The organism is Amycolatopsis sp. A1MSW2902 (assembly GCF_017312175.1).
Classification (GTDB): Bacteria; Actinomycetota; Actinomycetes; order Mycobacteriales; family Pseudonocardiaceae; genus Amycolatopsis; species Amycolatopsis nivea.
In genome coordinates this window covers 7696624-7716580 of record NZ_QJPO01000001.1, presented here as the reverse complement: position 1 = coordinate 7716580, position 19957 = coordinate 7696624, and the positions used below count along the sequence as shown (strand labels likewise).

19 protein-coding genes are annotated in these 19957 nt (G+C 68.5%); 12 read left to right on the top strand and 7 right to left on the bottom strand.

What is annotated here, in order from left to right; genetic code table 11:
* The first annotated feature begins 3395 nt into the window (after positions 1 to 3395).
* Both DMP23_RS36020 and phoU read left to right on the top strand, forming a co-directional pair.
* Positions 3396 to 4766: an LCP family protein gene (locus DMP23_RS36020; RefSeq protein ID WP_240691208.1), complete on the top strand. Its 1371-nt coding sequence runs from the start codon at positions 3396 to 3398 to the stop codon at positions 4764 to 4766.
* 84 nt (positions 4767 to 4850) lie between these two features.
* Positions 4851 to 5525, top strand: coding sequence for a phosphate signaling complex protein PhoU (gene phoU / locus DMP23_RS36015; protein ID WP_337823703.1), 675 nt, complete (start codon positions 4851 to 4853; stop codon positions 5523 to 5525).
* Positions 5526 to 5640: 115 nt separating this feature from the next.
* Here the strand turns inward: phoU and pstB are convergent, their stop codons facing one another.
* The 6 genes from pstB to DMP23_RS35985 all read right to left on the bottom strand — a co-directional run bounded on the left by pstB (position 5641) and on the right by DMP23_RS35985 (position 11470).
* Entirely contained in the window at positions 5641 to 6417 is a 777-nt protein-coding gene (pstB, locus tag DMP23_RS36010) for a phosphate ABC transporter ATP-binding protein PstB (RefSeq protein WP_009084706.1), read from the bottom strand.
* 3 nt (positions 6418 to 6420) lie between these two features.
* Positions 6421 to 7335, bottom strand: coding sequence for a phosphate ABC transporter permease PstA (pstA, locus tag DMP23_RS36005; RefSeq protein WP_037808607.1), 915 nt, complete (start codon positions 7333 to 7335; stop codon positions 6421 to 6423).
* A gap of 2 nt (positions 7336 to 7337) precedes the next feature.
* On the bottom strand, positions 7338 to 8258 hold the full coding sequence (gene pstC, locus DMP23_RS36000; RefSeq protein WP_037808608.1) for a phosphate ABC transporter permease subunit PstC: 921 nt from the start codon (positions 8256 to 8258) through the stop codon (positions 7338 to 7340).
* Between the two features lie 188 nt (positions 8259 to 8446).
* On the bottom strand, positions 8447 to 9577 hold the full coding sequence (gene pstS, locus DMP23_RS35995; RefSeq protein ID WP_037808611.1) for a phosphate ABC transporter substrate-binding protein PstS: 1131 nt from the start codon (positions 9575 to 9577) through the stop codon (positions 8447 to 8449).
* A gap of 239 nt (positions 9578 to 9816) precedes the next feature.
* Positions 9817 to 10716 carry a mycothiol synthase gene (gene mshD, locus DMP23_RS35990; protein WP_337823702.1) on the bottom strand — a complete coding sequence of 300 codons (900 nt, stop codon included), beginning with the start codon at positions 10714 to 10716 and terminating at the stop codon, positions 9817 to 9819.
* A gap of 22 nt (positions 10717 to 10738) precedes the next feature.
* Positions 10739 to 11470, bottom strand: coding sequence for a winged helix-turn-helix transcriptional regulator (locus tag DMP23_RS35985; protein WP_037809366.1), 732 nt, complete (start codon positions 11468 to 11470; stop codon positions 10739 to 10741).
* Between the two features lie 174 nt (positions 11471 to 11644).
* On the opposite strand from DMP23_RS35985, the gene DMP23_RS35980 reads away from it, so the two are divergent.
* The 10 genes from DMP23_RS35980 to DMP23_RS35935 all read left to right on the top strand — a co-directional run bounded on the left by DMP23_RS35980 (position 11645) and on the right by DMP23_RS35935 (position 19057).
* Complete coding sequence (locus DMP23_RS35980; RefSeq protein WP_158691452.1) at positions 11645 to 12547, top strand: LmeA family phospholipid-binding protein; 903 nt, start codon at positions 11645 to 11647, stop codon at positions 12545 to 12547.
* Between the two features lie 5 nt (positions 12548 to 12552).
* Positions 12553 to 12987, top strand: coding sequence for a TlpA family protein disulfide reductase (locus tag DMP23_RS35975; RefSeq protein ID WP_337823701.1), 435 nt, complete (start codon positions 12553 to 12555; stop codon positions 12985 to 12987).
* 415 nt (positions 12988 to 13402) lie between these two features.
* Positions 13403 to 13837, top strand: coding sequence for a DUF4395 domain-containing protein (locus DMP23_RS35970; RefSeq protein WP_037808616.1), 435 nt, complete (start codon positions 13403 to 13405; stop codon positions 13835 to 13837).
* 28 nt (positions 13838 to 13865) lie between these two features.
* A complete protein-coding gene (locus DMP23_RS35965) occupies positions 13866 to 14702 on the top strand; it encodes a sulfurtransferase (RefSeq protein ID WP_037808618.1) in 837 nt (278 codons plus the stop codon).
* On the top strand, positions 14702 to 15007 hold the full coding sequence (locus tag DMP23_RS35960) for a DUF1416 domain-containing protein (protein WP_037808620.1): 306 nt from the start codon (positions 14702 to 14704) through the stop codon (positions 15005 to 15007). The genes DMP23_RS35965 and DMP23_RS35960 overlap by 1 nt, the downstream gene beginning before the upstream one ends.
* 100 nt (positions 15008 to 15107) lie before the next feature.
* Entirely contained in the window at positions 15108 to 16442 is a 1335-nt protein-coding gene (locus DMP23_RS35955) for an MFS transporter (RefSeq protein WP_337823700.1), read from the top strand.
* A 129-nt stretch (positions 16443 to 16571) separates the two neighbouring features.
* Complete coding sequence (locus DMP23_RS35950; RefSeq protein WP_037808622.1) at positions 16572 to 17183, top strand: FABP family protein; 612 nt, start codon at positions 16572 to 16574, stop codon at positions 17181 to 17183.
* A 16-nt stretch (positions 17184 to 17199) separates the two neighbouring features.
* Positions 17200 to 17802, top strand: coding sequence for a 5-oxoprolinase subunit B family protein (locus DMP23_RS35945; RefSeq protein WP_337823699.1), 603 nt, complete (start codon positions 17200 to 17202; stop codon positions 17800 to 17802).
* On the top strand, positions 17802 to 18653 hold the full coding sequence (locus DMP23_RS35940; RefSeq protein WP_337823698.1) for a biotin-dependent carboxyltransferase family protein: 852 nt from the start codon (positions 17802 to 17804) through the stop codon (positions 18651 to 18653). Before DMP23_RS35945 ends, DMP23_RS35940 begins: the two co-directional genes overlap by 1 nt.
* A 2-nt stretch (positions 18654 to 18655) precedes the next feature.
* Positions 18656 to 19057, top strand: coding sequence for a hypothetical protein (locus DMP23_RS35935; RefSeq protein WP_337823697.1), 402 nt, complete (start codon positions 18656 to 18658; stop codon positions 19055 to 19057).
* Positions 19058 to 19100: 43 nt separating this feature from the next.
* Here DMP23_RS35935 and DMP23_RS35930 read toward each other — a convergent pair whose 3' ends face one another.
* Entirely contained in the window at positions 19101 to 19946 is an 846-nt protein-coding gene (locus tag DMP23_RS35930) for an aminodeoxychorismate lyase (RefSeq protein WP_134727618.1), read from the bottom strand.
* Between the last annotated feature and the right edge of the window lie 11 nt (positions 19947 to 19957).

The following is a 19957-nucleotide window of genomic DNA, read 5'->3' as shown; positions in this document are numbered from 1 at the left end:
CCTGGGAGACCCGGCGAAGCCGCCGGGTGTTCAAAGGTAAGCCGCCCCAGCCTGGCGCCTGACGTGCGAGAGGAGACCGAGTGCCCGACGAGCGCAACACCCCCGGCACCGGTCGCCATTCCGACACCACGGCTCGCCCTCGCGGCGGACGTCGCCGTTCCATGGACACTCACGGCGGCATCAGCGTGTCCGACGTGGTCGCGCGGCACACTGGCGAACGACCCGCCTTCACCGAGGACCCCGGAACCCGGCATGCGGAACCGGTGAGCCGGCTCGCGGAACCGGGCACCCGCCGCGCAGAACCCGGCCGTCGCCGCGCGGATGCTGAGCGCCCGGAGCCAGGGCGTCGGCGAGCGGAGCCGGAAGCCGGTTTTCCGGGGACGAACGGCCGCGCTGGGTTGGCCGCCGAGCCGGGTCGACGGCGGGCGAATGGGCACGCCAACGAGATCGGCAGCAGGCATGCTGAGCCGGGAGACGGCTCGGATCTGGGCAGGCTCGCGAATGGGCAGGTCAACGGGGTTGGCGGGCGGCACGGCGAACCTGCGGAAGGCGACGCTGGGTCAGCCGGTGGACTAGCGAACGGGCATGTCAACGGGGGCGGCAACCGCCACGGTGAGGCGGCCGGTGGAGAAACCGGCTCGATCGGCAGAAGGGCCAAGCGGCACAGCGAGCCCGCGGACGACGCGCCAGTTGACGGACGCGCGAACGGGCACGTCAACGGAATCGGTGGGCGGCACGGTGAGCCTGCCGACGACGCCGCATCAGCTGGCGGGTGGGCCAACGGGGTCGGGAATCGGCATAGCGAACCAGCGGATGGCGACATCCCATCAACTGGCGGGCGGAGGAATGGGCACGCCAACGGAGCAGGCAGTCGGCACGGCGAACCTGCGGATGGCGACATCCCATCAACTGGCGGGCGGGCGAACGGGCACGCCAACGGAGCAGGGCCTGCGGACGGGGACATCGCGCCAACTGGCGGACGGGCGAACGGACACGCCAGCGAAGTCGGCAGCAGGCACGGCGACCCTGTCGGGAACGACGTTGATTCGGTCGGCAGGCGCGCGAACGGGCGCGGCAACCGACGTGGCGGAGCCGCAGAAGACGTTGCCGGATCGGCTGGCGGAAATGGGCGGGTCAATGGTCTCGGTGGTGTCGGCAATCGGCACAGCCGCGAGGTAGCTGACGGTCCCGAGCGCACCGGAGTTGGCGGACCGGCGGATGACGTACCCGCGCTGGGGAGCCCGAACGGAAGTGGTGACCGGCGCAGTGGCGACGCTGGGCTTTCTGGCGGACGTCGGGGCGGTTCGGACGTCGACAGCGGTGCCGGGCCTGCGCGAGTGGGTGGGCGGGCGCTTTTTGGCGGAGTGGTGCCGGACGGCGTCGGCGACCCGGATGGTTCTGGCAGGCGGCGGGAGCAGGTCGAGTCGGGGGAAGGGCTTGGCGAAAGTGGCTACCCGGTGCCTGGTGGTCGGCGGGCTCGGCCAGGCGACGGTCGCGGGGAGACCCGGCATGCCGCGCCGGATTCTGAGCTTGGTGACTCTCGGCCTGGTCGTCGCGGTGGACTGCAGGCCGAGGACGTAGCTGGCCGTCGCGGAGGGCCCGGCGGGGCGAGGGCGACGGGGGCTGGTGGGCCTGGAGCTCCGTCGGTGGAATCGCACGATGGGGCGGGCGAACCGCGGGGGCGTCGTGCGGTCGAGTCTGGGCAGGGGCCGGTAGGCGGGCAGCCTGGGAGTGCCGAGGTTGCCTCTCCGGAGCTGGAGGCGCGACCGCGGCGTCGGCGGGCGGATGGGCTTCCGCCTCGGCCTCGGCAAGGGGGCGGCGTTCCGGTTTCGCCGGAGCCGCCTGGGCCTCGGCGTCCGCACGGTGCGGAGAGCGCGCCTGGACGGGCTGAAGCGGACTCGCCTGGGCTGGAATTGGACCGGCCAGATTCCGCGGGGCCTGCAGCGCAGCGGAGGTCCGCCGAGCAAGGGCGGCGGATAGCTGACTCGGCGGCGCTTCCGATCGAACCCGACGGGCAGCGAGCGCCGGGGCAGGACTCTGGCGGGCATCGGGTACCTGGGCCGGAATCGGGCGGGCCGCGAAGGCCTGGTCCGCCGAGGCGACGGGCGGCTGGGCCGGAAGTTGCCGGACTGCCGATGGCTGGGCCTGAGGCGGCGCTGCCGATCGAACCTGACGGGCCGCGCGCGGCTGGGCAGGACTCCGGTGGACACCGAGTGCCGGGGCCGAACACACCTCGTCGACGGGCGGCGGGTCCTGGACCAGCCGGGCGGCGACCCGGCCTCGACGGCGTGCCTGGCGGGGCGGAACCCGAGGACGAACTTGAGCGGACGCAGCTGAGTCCGGCGCTTGAGCCGGATCGGGTGCGGGGCCAGCAGGCTGATCCTGGGCGCAACGGACAGGCTCCGCGGCGTGGGCGAGGTGGCGCGCCCGACGGGCCGGGGTTGGTTGCGGCTCAGGGGCTTGAGCAGACCCAGCTCAGCCCTGCGCTGGACGGTGACGACGCCGGTCCCGGACGTTCGCGTCGGCCGGAACGTCCGCGGCGCGGGCCTGCGCCGGATGGCGGCCGGAGCGCGGCTCAGGGGGCTGAGCGGACTCAGCTCGGCCCGGTGCCGGATGGTGGTCGGAACGCAGCGCAGGGCCTTGAGCGGACTCAGCTCAGCCCCGCGCTGGACGGCGGCCGCGGTGCAATGCTGGACGGCCGCCGGAACGCGGCTCAGCGGCCTGAACAGACCCCGATCGGCCCCGGGCCGGATGGTGGCCGGAACGCGGCACAAGGTCTTGAGCGGACTCCGCTCAGCCCCGCACTGGACGGCGGCCGCGTCGCAGCGCTAGAGGGCGGCCGGAACGCAGCACAGGGTCCGGAACGAACTCAACTCAACCCCGCGCTGGACGGTGGCCGCAGCACAGCCCAAGGCCCGGAACGGACCCAGCTCAACCCGGCCCGCGACGGTCGCGGCGCAGGAGCACAAGGCCCTCAGCAAGAGGGCATCCGAAACAAGGCCCAAGACCCCGAACGAACCCAACTCAGCCCCGCCCTCGACGGTGATCTGGACAGCGAACGTCCGCAGCGCGGCCGTCCCCGTCGCCGACCCGTGCCGAATGGTCGGCCGCAGGGTGGTCCGGAGGTCGAGCGGACCCAGCTCAGCCCAGCCGTAGACGGAAAGCAGCCGCTCGCAGCGGATCGGACGCAGTTCACCCCGGTAAAGGGGATCGGGCTCGGCACCGTAGCGGCCGAGGACGCCGAGCAGACGCAGCTCAGTCCGGCGGCCAAACCCGCCGTTGATCCGGAGCGTACTCAGCTGAGTCAGGCCGTCGAGGGGCCGAATGGCAAGCGGCCTCGGCGGACCCCGGCTCGGCCTGCCGCGGCGGTTCGGGCGGAGATGGATCCGCTCACCATGACCGACGAGATGGAGGCGATCGACGAGGCGACTCAGTACCGTCGCAAGATCGATCACAGTCTCGCTCGGTTCTCCGCCGCGCATGATGACGCCGCCGCTGAGGAAGCGAAGCGTCGGGAGCGGCGGGAGCGGCTCACTACCCGGTCGATGGCTTTGTTCGAGCAGACTCGGACTGCGTTGCAGCGGGTGGTATTGCTCGACAAGGAAGAGGAAGAAGAGCAGCCTGCCGAAAAGCCGGAGCAGACTCGGCTTCAGGAGAAGAAGCAGCGGCATACCGCGCGCAACGTTCGGATCGGGCGTATTGCGTTGATCGTGGTTGTCGCGCTCATCTTCATCGGCACGGGCGTCGCGTGGGGTGCGGTTACCTGGTTTGACGCTAAATTCGCTCAGGTGTCCGCGCTGGACGAAAACTCCTCAGACATCCAGAACGCCGACGCGCAGGCCAACGACGAGAACTTCCTCATGGTCGGCTCCGATTCCCGCGACGGCGCATCGTCTGAGGAGAATGTCGGGGACGCGTCCAATATCCCGGGCGCGCGGTCGGACACGGTGATGGTGGCGCACGTTCCCGCGGACCGGAAGCGGGTCGTGGTCGTTTCGTTCCCGCGAGACCTGGAAATCGACCGGCCGGATTGCAACCGGTGGGATCCGGCGAAATCGCAGACTACCGACGAGGTCGTGCGCGAGCAGAAGATCGCCAAGCTCAATACTGCCTACGCGGTCGGCGGCCCGCAATGCATGACGAAGGTGATCCAGAAAATCACCGGGCTGCGGATCAACCACTTCGTCGGCATCGATTTCAACGGGTTCAAGGAAATGGTCGACGCGGTGCACGGGGTGACCGTGCACAACGAGAAGCCGATCGTCGACACCACGCTCGGCAAGGTGCTGCTCGAAACCGGCGACGTGACCATTACCGGCGACCAGGCACTGAGTTACGTGCGCGCCCGGCACGTCGTCGGCGACCCGACCTCCGACTACGGCCGGATCAAGCGGCAGCAGGCGTTCATCGGGGCACTGCTGAAGAAAGTCATGTCTTCGGATGTCGTGCTGGATCCCGGGAAACTGTCCGGATTCATCACCGCGTTCGCGCACGCCACGTTCGGCGACAACCTCGGCGTGCAGCAGATGATGACGCTCGCGCAATCGATGCGCGGGCTCGATCCGGCCAACATCAACTTCCTGACCGTGCCCACCGTCGGCCTGCCGAACAAGCGCGGCAACGAAGTTCTGGTCCAGGAAAAGACCAAGAGCCTCTTCGACGCGTTGCGCGACAACACTCCGCTGCCGGGCAACCAGCCCGCCGGGACCGCGGCCAGCGCGCCGCCCGCGAACGCCGGTTCCGGCAAAACCGCCAACACCGGCTGAGCACTCCGGATTCGTTAGACGGGGTTCATACGCGGTTCACCCAGCGATGCGGTATTCGGACAGTCCACGTCGTAGGGTGTGGTCATGCGTGAGGCCTACCATGTCGAACTCGATCAGCTCGCCGTAAACCTGGCCGCGATGTCGGTCCAGGTTGCCGACGCCATGGAGCGGGCCACCAAAGCACTGCTGGAGGTCGACCTCGGCCTCGCCGAGCAGGTGATCAGCGACGACGCGAAGGTCGACGACGCGCGCGCCGAATGCGAGGAGCAGGCGTACGCGCTGCTGGCGCTGCAGGCCCCGGTCGCGACCGATCTGCGCACCGTGCTCGCCGCCATCCACGCGGCGGAAAGCCTGGAGCGCATGGGAGATCTCGCGCTGCACGTCGCCAAGGCCGCCCGCCGCCGCCACCCGGACCCGGTGCTGCCGGAGGCGGTCAAGCCCTACTTCGCCGAGATGGGCCGGGCCGCGGTGAAGCTCGCCCGCCAGGTCGAGGCGATCATCAAGACCAAGGACGTGTCCGCGGCCAAGGACCTCGAGGCTGAGGACGACCAGGTCGACGACCTGCACCGGCACCTGTTCACCGTGCTGATGGACCGCGAATGGCCGCACGGCGTCGCCTCCGCGGTCGACGTCACGCTGCTCGGCCGCTTCTACGAGCGCTACGCCGACCACGCGGTGTCCGTCGCCAAGCGGATGATTTTCGTGGTCACCGGCCGGATGCCCGGCTACGGCACCGACGACGAAGACCTGACTATCTGAGCCACCACAGCGAAACCGCCGCCCGGCCGTACAAGCGGGGCGGCGGTTTTTTTAGTGCGCGGAAAACAAAACGGCCGCCCTGGCCGGAAAACCAGGGCGGCCGTCCACAGTGGAATCAGCCGAAGCGGCCCGAGATGTAGTCCTCGGTGGCCTTCTCGTCCGGGTTGGAGAAGATCTTCTCCGTGTCGTTCAGCTCGATCAGCCGGCCGGGCTGGCCGACGCCGGCCAGGTTGAAGAACGCGGTCTGGTCCGAAACCCGCGCCGCCTGCTGCATGTTGTGCGTCACGATGACGATCGTGTAGTCCTTCTTCAGCTCGCCGATCAGGTCCTCGATCGCGAGCGTCGAGATCGGGTCCAGCGCCGAACAAGGCTCGTCCATCAGCAGCACGTCCGGCTGCACCGCGATCGCCCGCGCGATGCAGAGCCGCTGCTGCTGACCGCCGGAAAGGCCGCCGCCCGGCTTGTTCAGCCGGTCCTTGACCTCGTTCCACAGGTTCGCGCCGCGCAGCGCGCGCTCGGCGACCTCGTCGAGCTGCTTGCGGCTCTTCACCCCGCCGAGGCGGAGCCCGGCCACCACATTGTCCTTAATGGACATCGTGGGGAACGGGTTCGGCCGCTGGAACACCATGCCGATGGTGCGGCGCACCTGCACCGGGTCCACTGCCGACGCGTAGATGTCCTCCCCGTCCAGCAGCACCTGGCCGTCGACGCGCGCGCCGGGAATGACCTCGTGCATCCGGTTCAGCGTGCGCAGCACGGTCGACTTGCCGCAACCCGACGGTCCGATGAACGCGGTCACGTTCCGCGGCGGGACGTTCAGCGTGACGCTGTCCACCGCGTGGAACTTGCCGTAGTAGATGTCCAGGTCTTTGACGTCGATTCGCTTGGCCATGACTCACTTCTTCTTCGGGGCGACGATGCGGGAAAGGACCGTGGCGAGCAGGTTGATCACGGCGATGATGAGCACCAGGGTGAGCGCGGCTCCCCAGATCCGGTCGAAGCCGACGCTGCCGGGGTCCATCGAGTTGGTGGCGCGTTCGTTGTTCATCACCAACGGAAGCGACGCCTGCTCCCCGCTGAAGATGTTCCAGTTGACGTAGGACGTGTACCCGACGAGCACCAGCAGCGGCGCGGTTTCGCCCATCACGCGGGCGAGCGCCATCATGATGCCGCCGAGAATGCCCGACAGCGCGGTCGGAAGCACGATCTTCATGATCGTCTTCCACTTCGGAACGCCCAGCGCGTAAGAGGCCTCGCGCAGGTCGTCCGGCACGATCCGCAGCATTTCCTCCGCGGAGCGCACGACCACCGGAATCATCAGCAGCACCAAGGCGAGCGACACCGCGAACCCGCTGCGCGGCAGGCCGAGCGTGGTGACCCACAGCGCGTAAATGAACAGCGCGGCCACAATGGACGGAACACCGGAGAGGATGTCCACCATGAACGTGGTGGCCTTGGCCAGCTTGCCGCGGCCGTACTCGACGAGGTAAATCGCGACCAGCAGGCCGATCGGCACCGAGATGACCGCGCACACCAGACCCTGCAGCAGGGTGCCGATGATCGCGTGCAGCACGCCGCCGCCGACCTCGTCGCCGAGCACCGAACCGAAGTCCTGGCCCCACCAGTTGGTGTACGGGATCCGCTTGATCCCGTTGGCGATCACCGTGTACAGCACCCACACCAGCGGGATCACGGCAATCAGGAACGACAGCCACACCAGCACGGTGGCCACGCCGTTCTTGACCTTGCGGACCGCGCTCACCTGCTGGAAAGCCGGTGTCGTCGCGGGTCGTTCGAGGGTGGTCGACACGGTCACTCCCCCTTCTTGCCGACGATCGAGCGGGCGGCGAAGTTGACCAGGAACGTCAGCACGAACAGCACCAGGCCGGCCGCGATGTAGGCGCCGGCCGAGGTCGGGTTGTTGAACTCGCTGTAGTTCTGGGCGATCTTCGACGCGAACGTCGCGCCGCCGTCGAAGAGGCTCCAGTCGAAGTTGCGTCCCTGCGGGATCAGCAGAATCACCGCCAGCGCAATGGTTTCACCGAGCGCGCGGCCGAGACCGAGCATCGACGCGCCGACGAAACCGGCCTTGCCGAACGGCAGCACCGTGGTGCGGATGACCTCCCAGCGCGTGGCCCCGAGCGCGAGCGCGCCCTCGACCTGCGCGGTCGGCGTGCGCTCGAAAACCTCGCGGGTCAGCGACGTGATGATCGGCAGGATCATCACCGCCAGCACGATTCCGGCGGTGAAAATGGTGCCGCGCACGTTCGGCGCGATGTTGCCCGGCGCGAAAATCGGAATCCACGAGAAGGTGCTGTTGACCCACTCGGAAAACGGTTCGATCGCGGGCGCGAACACGAGAATGCCCCACAGGCCGAAAATGATCGACGGCACCGCGGCGAGCAGATCCACGACGTAGGCGAACGGCCGGGCCAGCTTCGCGGGCGCGTACTGGGTGAGGAACAGCGCGATGCCCAGCGAGATCGGCATCGCGATGATCAGCGCCACCAGCGAGGTCGCCACGGTGACCTCGGCGAGGTCGGCGATGCCGAACGCCATGTTCGCCGGGTCGTTCGTCGACCACCCGTGGTTGAACAGGAAGTTGACCTTGTCCGCCTTCAGCGCCGGAATCGCCTGGACGACCAGGAAAATCCCGATCAAGGCGATCAGGGCGACGACGAAGATCCCGGCCCCGGTGGTCAGGTTCTGGAAGATGCGGTCACCGGCTCGCACCTTCGTCGGCTTCTTCCGCGCGGGCGGCGCTTCCGGCGCCGGCGCGGGTGGCTTGTCCGAAATCGGATCCTCCGGGAACGCTCGGGCGGACGACGAACGCCCACCGGGGTCGCCGGTGGGCGTTCGCGTCGAGGATTGGTCGCTCATCGACAGTCTCTAGTCAGCCTTCGTACCAGCTAGGTAGTCGCTCAGGAAATTTCCTTGACGGCCTTCAGCACCTTGTCCTGGAGGCTCTGCGGGATCGGCACGTAGCCCTTCGCCGACAGCGGCTGCTGGCCCTCGGTGGCGGCCACCGTCAGGAACGCCTTGACGGCCTTCGCGACGTCCGGGTTCGAGTACTTGGAGCACACGATCTCGTACGTGGTCAGCAGCAGCGGGTAGGCGCCCGGCACGTTGCTGGAGTAGATGCCGTTGAGGTCCATCGCCAGGTCGTTGGTGCCCGGGTGGTAGAACTTCGCGGCGTCCAGCGACTTGGCCACGTTCTGCGCGTTCAGCTCGACGCCGCCGGAGCCGCTGTCGATCTTGGCCGGGGTGACGCCGTCCTTGGCGAACGCGCTCTCCACGTAGGTGATCGAGCCGTCGGCGCCCTTGACGGTGCTCGCGACACCGTTCGAGCCCTGCGCACCGTTGCCGACGCCGCCGTTGAACTTCTTGCCCGCACCCTGGGTCCAGACGTCCTTGGCAGCCGCGCCGAGGTACTTCTGGAAGTTGTCGGTGGTGCCCGACTCCTCCGAGCGGGAGACGACCTGGATCGGCTTGTCCGGCAGGTTCAGGCTCTCGTTGCCCTTGACCGCCTTGATGGCCGGGTCGTTCCAGTTCTTGATGCCGCCGTTGAAGATCTTGGCGATGACCTGCGGGGTCAGCGTCAGGTTGTCCACGCCGGACAGGTGGTAGCCGACCGCGATCGGGCCGACGACCAGCGGGATGTTCAGCGCGGGCGAACCGCAGCGCTTGGTGGCGGCCTCGAGGTCGGCGTCCTTGATCGGCGAGTCCGAACCGCCGAAGTCGACCTGGTTGGCGTTGAACTGCTTGACGCCCGCGCCGGAGCCGGTGCCGTTGTAGTTCACCTTCTGGCCGTTGCACTTCTTGTTGTAGGCCTGGTTGAACACCTCGATGGCGTTCTTCTGGGCCGTCGAGCCCTCAGCGGAAAGCGGGCTCTTGCCCCCGCAGTCGACCTGGGCGGTTCCGGTGGCGGCGGGAGCGGCGGAGTTCGAGCCCGAGCCGCTGCTCGACGCCGAAGGGTCGGAGCCACAAGCGGCGAGGACGAGCGCGGCGCTCGCCACGATGCCGACGGCACCCAGGGGCCGCATGATCTTCACTGCATTTCCTCCACTCGGAGATGTGCCTTTTTGAATCCGGTCGGGATTGGCGGCGAGTGAGCCGCACCGGAACCGGACACTAGGCAGCCTCGGTGGACGGCCGTCCTTGGTTGCATGAACGGGAGGTGAACAAGTCACCGTTTGTGAGCAGGACTACTACCCCGAACGGGTGCCGTGGCCTGCTCGTGACCTGCCAGTACGCAGAAAGTAACACGGGTCACCGGTCGGGTCGACCGTGATCACTCACCGTACTGAACGTCGGTCTCGAAACGCTGGAACCCCAGCTTGTTGTACACAGCCAAAGCCGCGGCGTTGTCGCCCTCGACGTAGAGGATCACCCTCGGTAGTCCCCGAGAGCGCAGGTAGCGGAGTCCGGCCAAGGTCAGCGCCTTGCCGAGCCCACTACCCTGAGTAGCAGGATCGACGCCGACCACGTAGACCTCCCCGACCGGGTCTCCGTCGAACCGGCCGGGAACCGGGTCGTGCACCTTCGTCCAGTGGAAGCCGGCGATCTCGCCGTTCTCGTTCTCCGCGAGGAAGAAGCCCGCCGGGTCGAACCAGGCCTGGAGTTCCTCGGCGCGCACCTCGGCGGCGGTCAGCGCGCCCTGTTCCGGATGCCAGTCGAACGCGCGCGCGTTGAGCGCGACCATCGCGTCCTCGTCCTGCCCGGGAACGAAGGTGCGCAGCCGGAAACCGTTGCGCAGCACCGGTTCCGGCCAGTCCGCGTCGGCAACGTCGACGTGCAGAATCAGCAACTCGCGCTGCCTGCCGAGGCCGAGTTTCGCCGCGATCGCCGCCGCACCGGGGTGATCGCCGTGCGCCCACACGCGCAAACCCTTGTCGGCGCGCTCGACTACCGCCTGCGCGAGCGCGGTGCCGACGCCACGACGCCGGAAATCCGGGTGCACGAAAAGCTCCGCGACCTGATGGCCGTGGGAATCGCCTTCGGTGTCAAGGTGGACGTATCCCGCGGGCTCGCCGTCGAAGCGGGCGAGGAGATGCAGCCCGCCTTCGAATTCGCGCGGCAACGGTCCGGCCGGGTCGACCTCGGGACGTCCGTCAGTCGCTTTGACCGCGAGCAGCACTTCGCGCACCGCGTCGTCGGGATCGGTCGTCCAGTCGCCAAGGTCGATAGCCACAAACCGACCTTACCGGCGAATGTCAGCGGGAGGTCAGCTCCGAAGCGTCGGCCGGAACGGCGACAACCGGCTTCGCACCCTTCGCCGGCCGCTCGAACTTGTAGCCGACGTTTCGCACGGTGCCGATCATCTGCTCGTGCTCGGGACCGAGCTTCGCGCGAAGCCGCCGTACGTGGACATCGACCGTGCGCGTGCCGCCGAAGAAGTCGTAACCCCACACTTCCTGCAGCAGCTGCGCGCGAGTGAACACGCGACCGGCGTGCTGGGCGAGGTACTTAAGGAGCTCGAACTCCTTGTACGTCAGCTCAAGCGTGCGACGGCGCAGCTTCGCCGTGTACGTCGCTTCGTCAATGACAAGGTCGCCTACGCGCAGTTCGGCGTCTGCCTGCAGACCGATGCCGTCGCGAGTGGTGGCCAGCCGCAGTCGTGCATCGACCTCTGCGGGACCAGCGGTGGGCAGCAGGATGTCGTCCGTACGCCATTCGGCGTTGACCGCGACCAGACCGCCTTCGCCGACCACCGCGATGACCGGCGTGCCCGATTCGTCCTCCGCGCCCTTCAACAGACGGCACAGGCTCTTCGCGGACGCGAGGTCGCTGCGCGCGTCGAGAAGGATGACGTCCCGGTGACCCGCGTCGAGAAGGGCCGTCACTTCCGGCTCGCGTACGCGTACGGTGTGCGGCAGCAGGTCCAGCGCAGGTAGTACGGAGGTAGCGTCGAGTTCCCCCGTCAGCACCAGCAGGTCCAAGCTCATGATCCGCACCGCCTTCAGATTCGTCGCCTCGAACGTGGCGTCGGTCGGTGCTAAGTGAGAATAGCGGGTGAACACCCCGGCACCTAGCTCGTGCTGGATCGATCACACCTGGTCTAACGGCCGGAGCGTGACCCGCACCACGACGAAATCCACCCGAACAGGAGAACCGAGGCGATGGCGAGCAGGCCCGTGACCCGGGACGACCGACCGGCCCCTAACCCCGGCGGCGGCCGCCGCGGCAGGCGCGTGCGGCGGTGGCTCATCGTGCTGGGAGTGCTGGTGCTCCTGCTGGTCGGTGCGGATTTCGGAGCGGCGGCCTTCGCCGAGCACACGATCTCGCAGAAGGCCCGCGCACAGCTCGGGCTGAGCGACGATCCGTCGGTCACCATCCACGGCTTCCCGTTCACCGTGCAGGCGCTCTCCGGTGACTACAGTCACATCACCGTTTCCGCGGACGGCGTGCCGGTCGGCAGCGAACTGCGCGACCTGCGCGTGAGCGCCGAACTCGAGGACGTCATCGCGCCGCTGTCGGACCTCACGTCCGGCAACACCAAGGCGGTGAAGATCGGCAAGCTCACCGGCGCGGTGACGATCAAGGCGTCCGACCTCGCCCGGGTCTCGCCGCTGAACAAGATCCAGAACCTGAAGATCGAGCAGTCGACCCAGGCGTACGTGAAGTACGGCGACACCGAGCAGGGCAAGCAGCCGGACCCGACGCCGACCAACGCCGACGGCGAACCGGCCGACGGCACCAGCGCGGGCGTGCGGATCTCCGGCGACGTGCAGGTGGCCGGGCAGAAGGTGGAGATCTTCTGCTTCGCGCTGATCCAGCTCAAGGAGAAGACGATCTCGATCGTGCCTTACCGGTTGCAGTTCGGGAATGACCAGAGCACCACGATCGTTCCGGAAGCTGTGCAGAAAGCTCTGCTGCCGAACTTCCGGGCCAGCATTTCGACGACCCGGCTGCCGCTGTCGGTCACCCCGACCGCGGTCCGCGTGGACAGCGGTTCGGTGACCATCAAGGGCGAAGCGCACGACGTGAACTTCGCCGACCTGTCCACCAACCACGGAGGCTGATCCCGGTGACCGGAGTGTGGGTGCTGCTGGCGACGCTGGTCGTCGCGACGGCCGCTGGCCTGGTCCTGCGCGCCCGCAACGGCCGGATCCGCGCGGCCAAACCGGCGGCGCAGACCCGGACGCTCCCCGCTCCGGTCACCGAGGCCCTTGATCCGCAATCCGCCGTCACCCTGGTGCAGATCTCCACCACGTTCTGCACCCCGTGCCGGCACACGCGGGCGATTCTCTCGTCGCTCGCGGAGAAGACCGACGGCCTGCACCACGTCGACCTGGACGTCACCGAACGTCCCGAGGTCGCGCAGGCATTGTCGGTGCTCAGCACGCCGACCACGCTCGCGCTGGACCCGGAAGGCCGGGAACTGCTGCGCGTGGGCGGCGTGCCCAAGGGCCCGGAGCTGCTGGAAGCGCTCCGCCCGCACCTCGCCGCCGCTACGCGCTGACCTCCGCCTGGCTGCTGCGCCGCGCTCCCGCATCGCTGAACCGCCCCCAAAGTGGCGTTCGGTGCGTCCCACGCACCCAATGCGGCATCCGGTGCAGCTGACGCACCCAATGCCACATTGGGGAAGCGTCCGCCCCCGCGGTCCGCGGCGGTTGATTCTCAGGATCCGGACCTCGTCCCAAGGAATGAACATGGTTCCGGGAGCGAGCGAGCCTGGGTACCCTCCCCCTGTGGACGAGCTGCCCATCACCCTCCTGACGCAGCGCCGCGCGGTCGATTTCTGCCGCGTGCGCAGCAGCTTGTGTCTGCCGTTTTCCGGTCGGCGCTGAAGCACGTCTCGCGCCGTCTCGCAGCTCTGCCCGTCTTCGCCGCGTGCGCTCGCACGCCCTTCCCCTCGCACTGAGCAGGAGGAACCCATGTCCGCCGGACCGGCCGTAGACCCGCGAGGTCCCAGGTTCGCCGCGATCGTGACCACGGTGGTGCTCGCCGTCGTGCTGATCACGCAGTGGTGGCCGTTGCTCGCACTGCAGACCGTGGTCTTCGCGATCGGTGCGTTCGTCGGGCTCAAGCCCGCGCCGTACTCGGTGCTGTACCGGCTCGCGATCGCGCCGCGGCTCGGGCCGCCGACCGAACGCGAGGACGCCGCCCCGCTGCGGTTCGCGCAGGCGGTCGGGTTCGTGTTCGCGCTCGTCGGCACGATCGGCTTCGCGGCCGGAGTGACGCCGCTCGGCGTCGTCGCGACCGCGTTCGCGCTCTTCGCCGCGTTCCTCAACGCGGCGTTCAACTACTGCCTCGGGTGCCAGATGTACCTGCTGATCAAGCGTTTCAGCCCCGCGCGGGCGTCCTCGTAAACCCAACCAAGAAAGAGAGCCAGCTTCCATGAGCCGAGAAGACGTCCTGGTCACCACCCAGTGGGCCGAGGAAAACCTGGACACCCCGGGCGTGGTGTTCGCCGAGGTCGACGAGGACACGACCGCCTACGACAACGGGCACATCCGCGGCGCGGTGAAGCTCGACTGGCGCAACGACCTCCAGGACGGCGTCCGCCGCGACTTCGTCAACAAGGAGGGCTTCGAGAAGCTCCTGTCGGAGAAGGGCATCTCGAACGACGACCGCGTGATCCTCTACGGCGGCAACAACAACTGGTTCGCCGCCTACGCGTACTGGTACTTCAAGCTCTACGGCCACGAGAACGTGCAGCTGCTCGACGGCGGCCGCAAGAAGTGGGAGCTCGACGGCCGCGAGCTGAACTCCGACGAGGTCAAGCGCGAGGCCACCAACTACAAGGCCAAGGACCAGGACCTGTCGCTGCGCGCGTTCCGCGACGAGGTCGTCCAGTCGATCGGCTCGAAGAACTACATCGACGTGCGCTCGCCGGACGAGTTCTCCGGCAAGCTGCTCGCCCCGGCGCACCTGCCGCAGGAGCAGTCGCAGGTGCCGGGCCACATCCCGGGCGCGCTGAACGTGCCGTGGGCGAAGGTCGCCAACGAGGACGGCACCTTCAAGTCCGAGCAGGAGATCAAGGACCTCTACGCCGAGGCGGGCTACGACGAGGGCAAGCCGACCATCGCGTACTGCCGCATCGGCGAGCGTTCGTCGATCGCCTGGTTCGCCCTGCACGAGCTGCTCGGCCAGGAAGACGTGAAGAACTACGACGGTTCGTGGACGGAATACGGTTCGCTGGTCGGCGTTCCGGTCGAGTTGGGAGCTAAGTGATGGCAGACGGCTGCAGCGCACCGGCACAGGTCGCGACCCCGGCGGACTTCGACACCAACGGCCAGGTTGTCCTGGCGGGCAAGGTCACCGGCACCGAGGGACCGGTCGGCGGCGCGTTCGTCCGGCTGCTCGACGGCGGCGGCGACTTCGCCGGCGAGGTCGTGTCCTCGGCGGACGGCGACTTCCGGTTTTACGCGGCCGAGGGTTCCTGGACGGTGCGCGCACTGCACCGCACGGGCAACGGCGAGGCCAACGTCACCGCGGAAGGCCCTGGCCTGCACCAGCTGGCCATTTCGGTTGCCTGACAACGCTTTTCCGCAGGAGGGCCCCTCGGTTTCCGAGGGGCCCTTCCTCGTGTCCGGGACGCTTGACCTCAAGTCGGCTTGAGGACCCAAGCTCGCGAGTGTGTCCGAAACGAAAACCATTACGCGGAGCCCGCTGCTGGCCACCGCCGTGTTCCTCGGCAGCTTCATGGCGTTGCTCGACGCGAGCGTCGTGAGTGTCGCGCTGCCGACCATCCAACGCGAGCTGCACGCTGAATTCACTGACCTGCAATGGATTGTGGACGGGTACACCGTCGCGCTCGCCGCGTTGATGCTCACCGGCGGCACGCTCGGCGACCGGTACGGCCGCAAGCGGATCTACCTCGGCGGGCTCGCCGTGTTCACGCTCGCCTCGCTGGGCTGCGGCCTCGCCCCGACGCTCACGCTTCTCGTCGCCGCGCGCGTCGTGCAAGGCGCGGCGGCCGCGGCGGTCATCCCGGGCGGCATCGCGCTCCTGGCGCACGCGTATCCAGAGCCGCGCGAACGAGCCCGGATGCTGGGGGCGTGGGGCGGTGTGGCCGGATGCGCGCTGGTCATCGGCCCGCTTATCGGCGGACCGATCACCGACGCGCTCGGCTGGCCCACGATCTTCCTGATCAACCTGCCGATCGGGATCGTCGCAGTGCTCGCCGGTCGCCGGGGTCTCGACGAATCGTCCGATCCGGCGCACGGCGCGCTGGATCTGCTCGGACAACTGCTCGGCGCGTTGTGGATCGGGGCGTTCACCTACGCCGTGATCGCGTCCGACGCGGTGGTCGCGATGGTCGGCGCACTGGGCCTGGTCGCGTTCATCGTCGTGGAACTGCGCGCCCCGCATCCGATGCTGCCGATCCGGCTGTTCGGCAAGTTCCGGTTCTCCGCCTCGATCTTCACCTCGTTCGTCCTCGGTTTTGCCTGCTACCCGCTGCCGGTGCTGCTCGCCGTGTACCTGCAGCAGGCGTGGGGCAGCACCGCCTCGACCACCGGGCTGCAGATGCTGCCGTACGTCGTCGCCAACGCCGTTCTCGCGTTCTTCTCCGGACGGCTCGCCGGCCGGTTCACCGCGGAACGCGTGCTGCCGATCGGTCTCGCCATCACCGCGACGGGAAGTTTCGCCTTCCTGCTGGTAGCCCCGACGAGCCCGTATTGGCTGCTCAGCGTGCCGCTGACGCTGTCCGGCGTCGGGCTCGGCCTGAGCATCACCCCGACCAACGTCGTCGGCCTCGCCGGGCTTCCGGTGCAACGCACGGGCACCGCGGCCGGCACGGTGAACGCCGCGCGACAGGTCGGGATGGCGCTCGGCGTGGCCGCGCTCGGGGCGCTTCTCGATCACGGGAGCACGCTCACGACCGGGCTGCGGACCGCGATGGCGGTGGCTGGCTCGGCACTGCTGGCGGTGACCGTCCTCACCGCCGCGACCCTGCGCAGCGCTAGATGAGCCGGGGCGGACTATTGTCCTCGCTGTGGAGACCTTGTTTACGACCCTGTTGATCATCGCGGGCATCGCCACCGTGTGGTTCGCGGTCTACGTCGTCTACCGGCTGTACGCCGACCAGCGCTGATCAGCATGACGAGTGGCGACGAAGCCATCGCAGCAGCCGAGGAGCGGGCCGCCAGCACGCGCGACCGCAACCTGCCGTTGTGGGACGACCTGCCGATCCCGAACGACACGGCGAACCTGCGCGAGGGCCCGAACCTGAACGACGCGTGCCTCGCTCTGCTGCCGCTCGTCGGCGTCTGGCGCGGCGAGGGCGAGATCGACTACCCGACGATCGACGGGCCGATCAAGTTCGCCCAGCAGCTGACCGTCTCCCACGACGGCCGCCCGTTCCTGTTCCACGAGGCGCGCTCGTGGCTGCTGAACGAGGACGGCAGCGTGCTGCGGCCCGCCGCCCGCGAAACCGGGTTCTGGCGGCCGCAGGAGGACGACACCATCGAGCTGCTGCTCACGCACAGCTCCGGCATCGTCGAGCTGTACTACGGCAAACCGCGCAGCCAGACGTCCTGGGAGCTCGGCACCGACGCGGTCATCCGCACCGCGACGGCCAAGGAGGTCACCGGTGCGCAGCGGCTGTACGGCCTGGTGAACGGCGACCTCGGGTACGTCGAGGAGCGCGCGATGGTCGGCCAGGAAATGCAGCCGCACGCCTCCGCGCTGCTGCGCCGCGTGGTGGGCTGAGGCTCCGGGAGACGCCGTGCGCTGGCGGCGGTACGGCGAACACGCCGCCCTGCTCGACTGCGCCTCGCTCGAGGAGATGAGCGCGGCCCGGGCGACCCTCATCGAAGCCGCGCTCGACGGCGTCGAGGAGATCGTGCCCGGGGCGCGCACCCTGCTCGTGGTCGCGTCCACGAGTGCGCTGGAAGCCGCACGTTCCTTGCTGGCTTCGGCCGATCTGGACCATCCGCCTGCCGGGGACGGCCGCGAAGTCGTTTTGGACGTGCAGTACTCCGGCGAGGACCTCTCCCTGGTCGCCGAGGACGCGGGCCTCAGCGTGGAAGAGGCCATCGCTCTCCACACCAGCGCGGTCTACACGGTCGCGTTCACGGGTTTCGCGCCCGGTTTCGGTTATCTCGCCGGGCTTCCCGCTGAACTCCAGCAGCCGCGGCTCAGCTCGCCACGCACCCGCGTCCCCGCCGGTTCAGTGGCTATAGCCGACGAGTACACCGGCGTCTATCCGCGGGAATCCCCTGGTGGCTGGCGGCTGATCGGGCACACCGAGGCGACGCTTTTCGATCCCTCCGCCGAGCAACCTGCGCTGTTCACGCCCGGTCTCCGGGTGCGGTTCCGGAGCGTGTGATGCGCGCGCTGGAGATCGTCTCGCCCGGTTCGCTGGCTTTGGTGCAAGACCTCGGCCGTCCCGGTTACGCACATCTGGGCGTCCCACCGTCGGGTGCTCTTGACGTCGCCGCGCTACGGCTCGGCAACCGGCTGGTCGGTAATCCCGAGGACGCCGCCGGGATCGAATCCCTGCTGGGCGGGCTCACCGTCCGGGCGACGGCTTCGTGCACCGCCGCGGTGACCGGACCGCCGGTCGAGGTGTCCGTGGACGGACGGGAAACCGGCTCGCACACGCCGATTCCGTTGCGGCCAGGCCAAGAACTGACGATCGGCCGACCTGCGACTGGCCTGCGCTGCTACCTGACGGTGTCCGGCGGCATCGCGGTGGCACCGGTGTTGGGAAGCCGGTCGACTGATGTCCTATCTGGACTCGGCCCGTCGCCGATGGAAGCTGGCACTACGGTCCCGCTCGGCCCTGTCACCGGTGTCCCGTCCGGTGCCGACGTGGTCGCCGCCTCGCCCGCGCCGCCCCACTTGGCGGTGCGAGTTTTGCTTGGCCCGCGCGACGACTGGTTCGCCGACGCGGCGAGCGCACTCAACGCACAGTGGACGGTTACCGAGGAATCCAACCGAGTGGGGGTCCGCCTGGACGGGCCGCCGCTACGTCGAGTGTCCACTTCGGAGTTGCCGAGCGAGGGCGTGCTGACCGGCGCGATTCAGGTCCCGCCGAACGGATTGCCGCTAGTCTTCCTCTCCGATCACCCGACCACGGGCGGTTATCCGGTGATCGCGGTCGTGAGACGGGAGTCACTCGGAGCACTCGCGCAAGCACGCCCCGGAACCTTGGTGCGGTTCCAAGCGTCCTTGTGAGCGTGGAACGGGTAACGATCACCGGCGGCGCGGGTTTCCTGGAGCTGAACACCGGAGGACGGGCGGAGCTGCCGCAGTCGCTGCGCATCGCGCTCGCGACCGGTCAGGTGCGCCTCCCGCTGGCGGAAACCCTCCGCGAACTGCTGGCGTTGCTTGTCGACGGCCAGTACCGGGTCAGCGGCCCGCAACGCTTCGAGGCGGTGGATCTGATCCCGGCGAGCGACTGGCCGGCCGACGACGATGCCCGGGTCACGTACTACCGCACGGCAATCCGCGCGGGACACCGACCGGTGGCGGTGGTTTTGTCCGGTACGCGGCCATTGCTGGTGGACGGACACCACAAGATCAGCGCATATCGGGCGGAGGGGGTCACGCCGTCGGTGGTGCTGATCAGCGGGTCGTGAATGGCTGTGCCGGTTAGCACCGGCACAGCCGCTCACCAGGCTCTCAGTACTCGCTCTCGTAAGCCGCCACCAGCTCCCCGTGCAACCCCGTCGAATCCGGCAAAACCGTCCCGTTCAGTGTGTGCACCCGGGTCACCTTCCGCACCGACGACGTGAGGAACACGCCGTCCCCCCGCAGCAAGTCCTCCACCGACAGCGGCTCCACCTTCACCGACCAGCCCGCCTTCTCCGCGCCGCGGAACAACGCGTACTGCGTCGTTCCTGGCAGGATGCCAACAGTGGACGGCGGGGTGTAGAGCGTCCGCTCCTTCGCCAGGACGACCGTCGACGTCGGGCCTTCGAGCACCGAATCGTCGGTAGCGGTGAAGATCACATCTTGGGCTCCGCGACGGGTCGCTTCGCGCAGGGCGGCCATGTTCATCGCATAGGAAACCGTTTTCGCGCCGAGCAAAAGCCACGGGGCGCGTTCGGCGAGTTCGGGGCCGAAACCGCGTTCCAGGGTCACCACCGAAACGCCTTCGGTGCGCGCCCGCAGGACCTTCTCCTCGACCTCCAGGCCCATCGCGAACGCCGTCGGCTTGCCTTCCGGATCGCCGTCGACACCCCGCGTGTACACGAGTTTCAGTGCGATCTCCGGGCCGCCCTGCCACGCGTCGACGACTGCCTGCGCGGCTCGGGCGAAGCCTTCGAGGTCCGGGGCAGGCAGGTCCAGCATCGCCGCGGAACGGGCGAGCCGGTCGAGGTGCGGACGCATTTCCCGCGGCTTTTTCACTGCCACGAGGATCGTTTCGAACACCCCGTCTCCGCGCAGCAGGCCGAGGTCGTCCACCCGGAGGTGAGCGGCTTCGGGGTCGGCCAGTGAACCGTCGAGGAAGGCGAGAACGCGCATCCCCTCAAGGT

Excerpts from the sequence above, each read along its gene's own strand:
- DMP23_RS35950 (WP_037808622.1), top strand. The coding sequence starts at position 16,572 with ATGACGAGTGGCGACGAAGCCATCGCAGCAGCCGAGGAGCGGGCCGCC.
- DMP23_RS35970 (WP_037808616.1), top strand. The coding sequence starts at position 13,403 with ATGTCCGCCGGACCGGCCGTAGACCCGCGAGGTCCCAGGTTCGCCGCG.
- pstB (WP_009084706.1), bottom strand. The coding sequence starts at position 6,417 with ATGGCCAAGCGAATCGACGTCAAAGACCTGGACATCTACTACGGCAAG.
- DMP23_RS35985 (WP_037809366.1), bottom strand. The coding sequence starts at position 11,470 with ATGAGCTTGGACCTGCTGGTGCTGACGGGGGAACTCGACGCTACCTCC.
- DMP23_RS35940 (WP_337823698.1), top strand. The coding sequence starts at position 17,802 with ATGCGCGCGCTGGAGATCGTCTCGCCCGGTTCGCTGGCTTTGGTGCAA.
- phoU (WP_337823703.1), top strand. The coding sequence starts at position 4,851 with ATGCGTGAGGCCTACCATGTCGAACTCGATCAGCTCGCCGTAAACCTG.
- DMP23_RS35980 (WP_158691452.1), top strand. The coding sequence starts at position 11,645 with ATGGCGAGCAGGCCCGTGACCCGGGACGACCGACCGGCCCCTAACCCC.
- DMP23_RS35930 (WP_134727618.1), bottom strand. The coding sequence starts at position 19,946 with ATGCGCGTTCTCGCCTTCCTCGACGGTTCACTGGCCGACCCCGAAGCC.
- DMP23_RS35965 (WP_037808618.1), top strand. The coding sequence starts at position 13,866 with ATGAGCCGAGAAGACGTCCTGGTCACCACCCAGTGGGCCGAGGAAAAC.
- DMP23_RS36020 (WP_240691208.1), top strand. The coding sequence starts at position 3,396 with ATGACCGACGAGATGGAGGCGATCGACGAGGCGACTCAGTACCGTCGC.
- DMP23_RS35960 (WP_037808620.1), top strand. The coding sequence starts at position 14,702 with ATGGCAGACGGCTGCAGCGCACCGGCACAGGTCGCGACCCCGGCGGAC.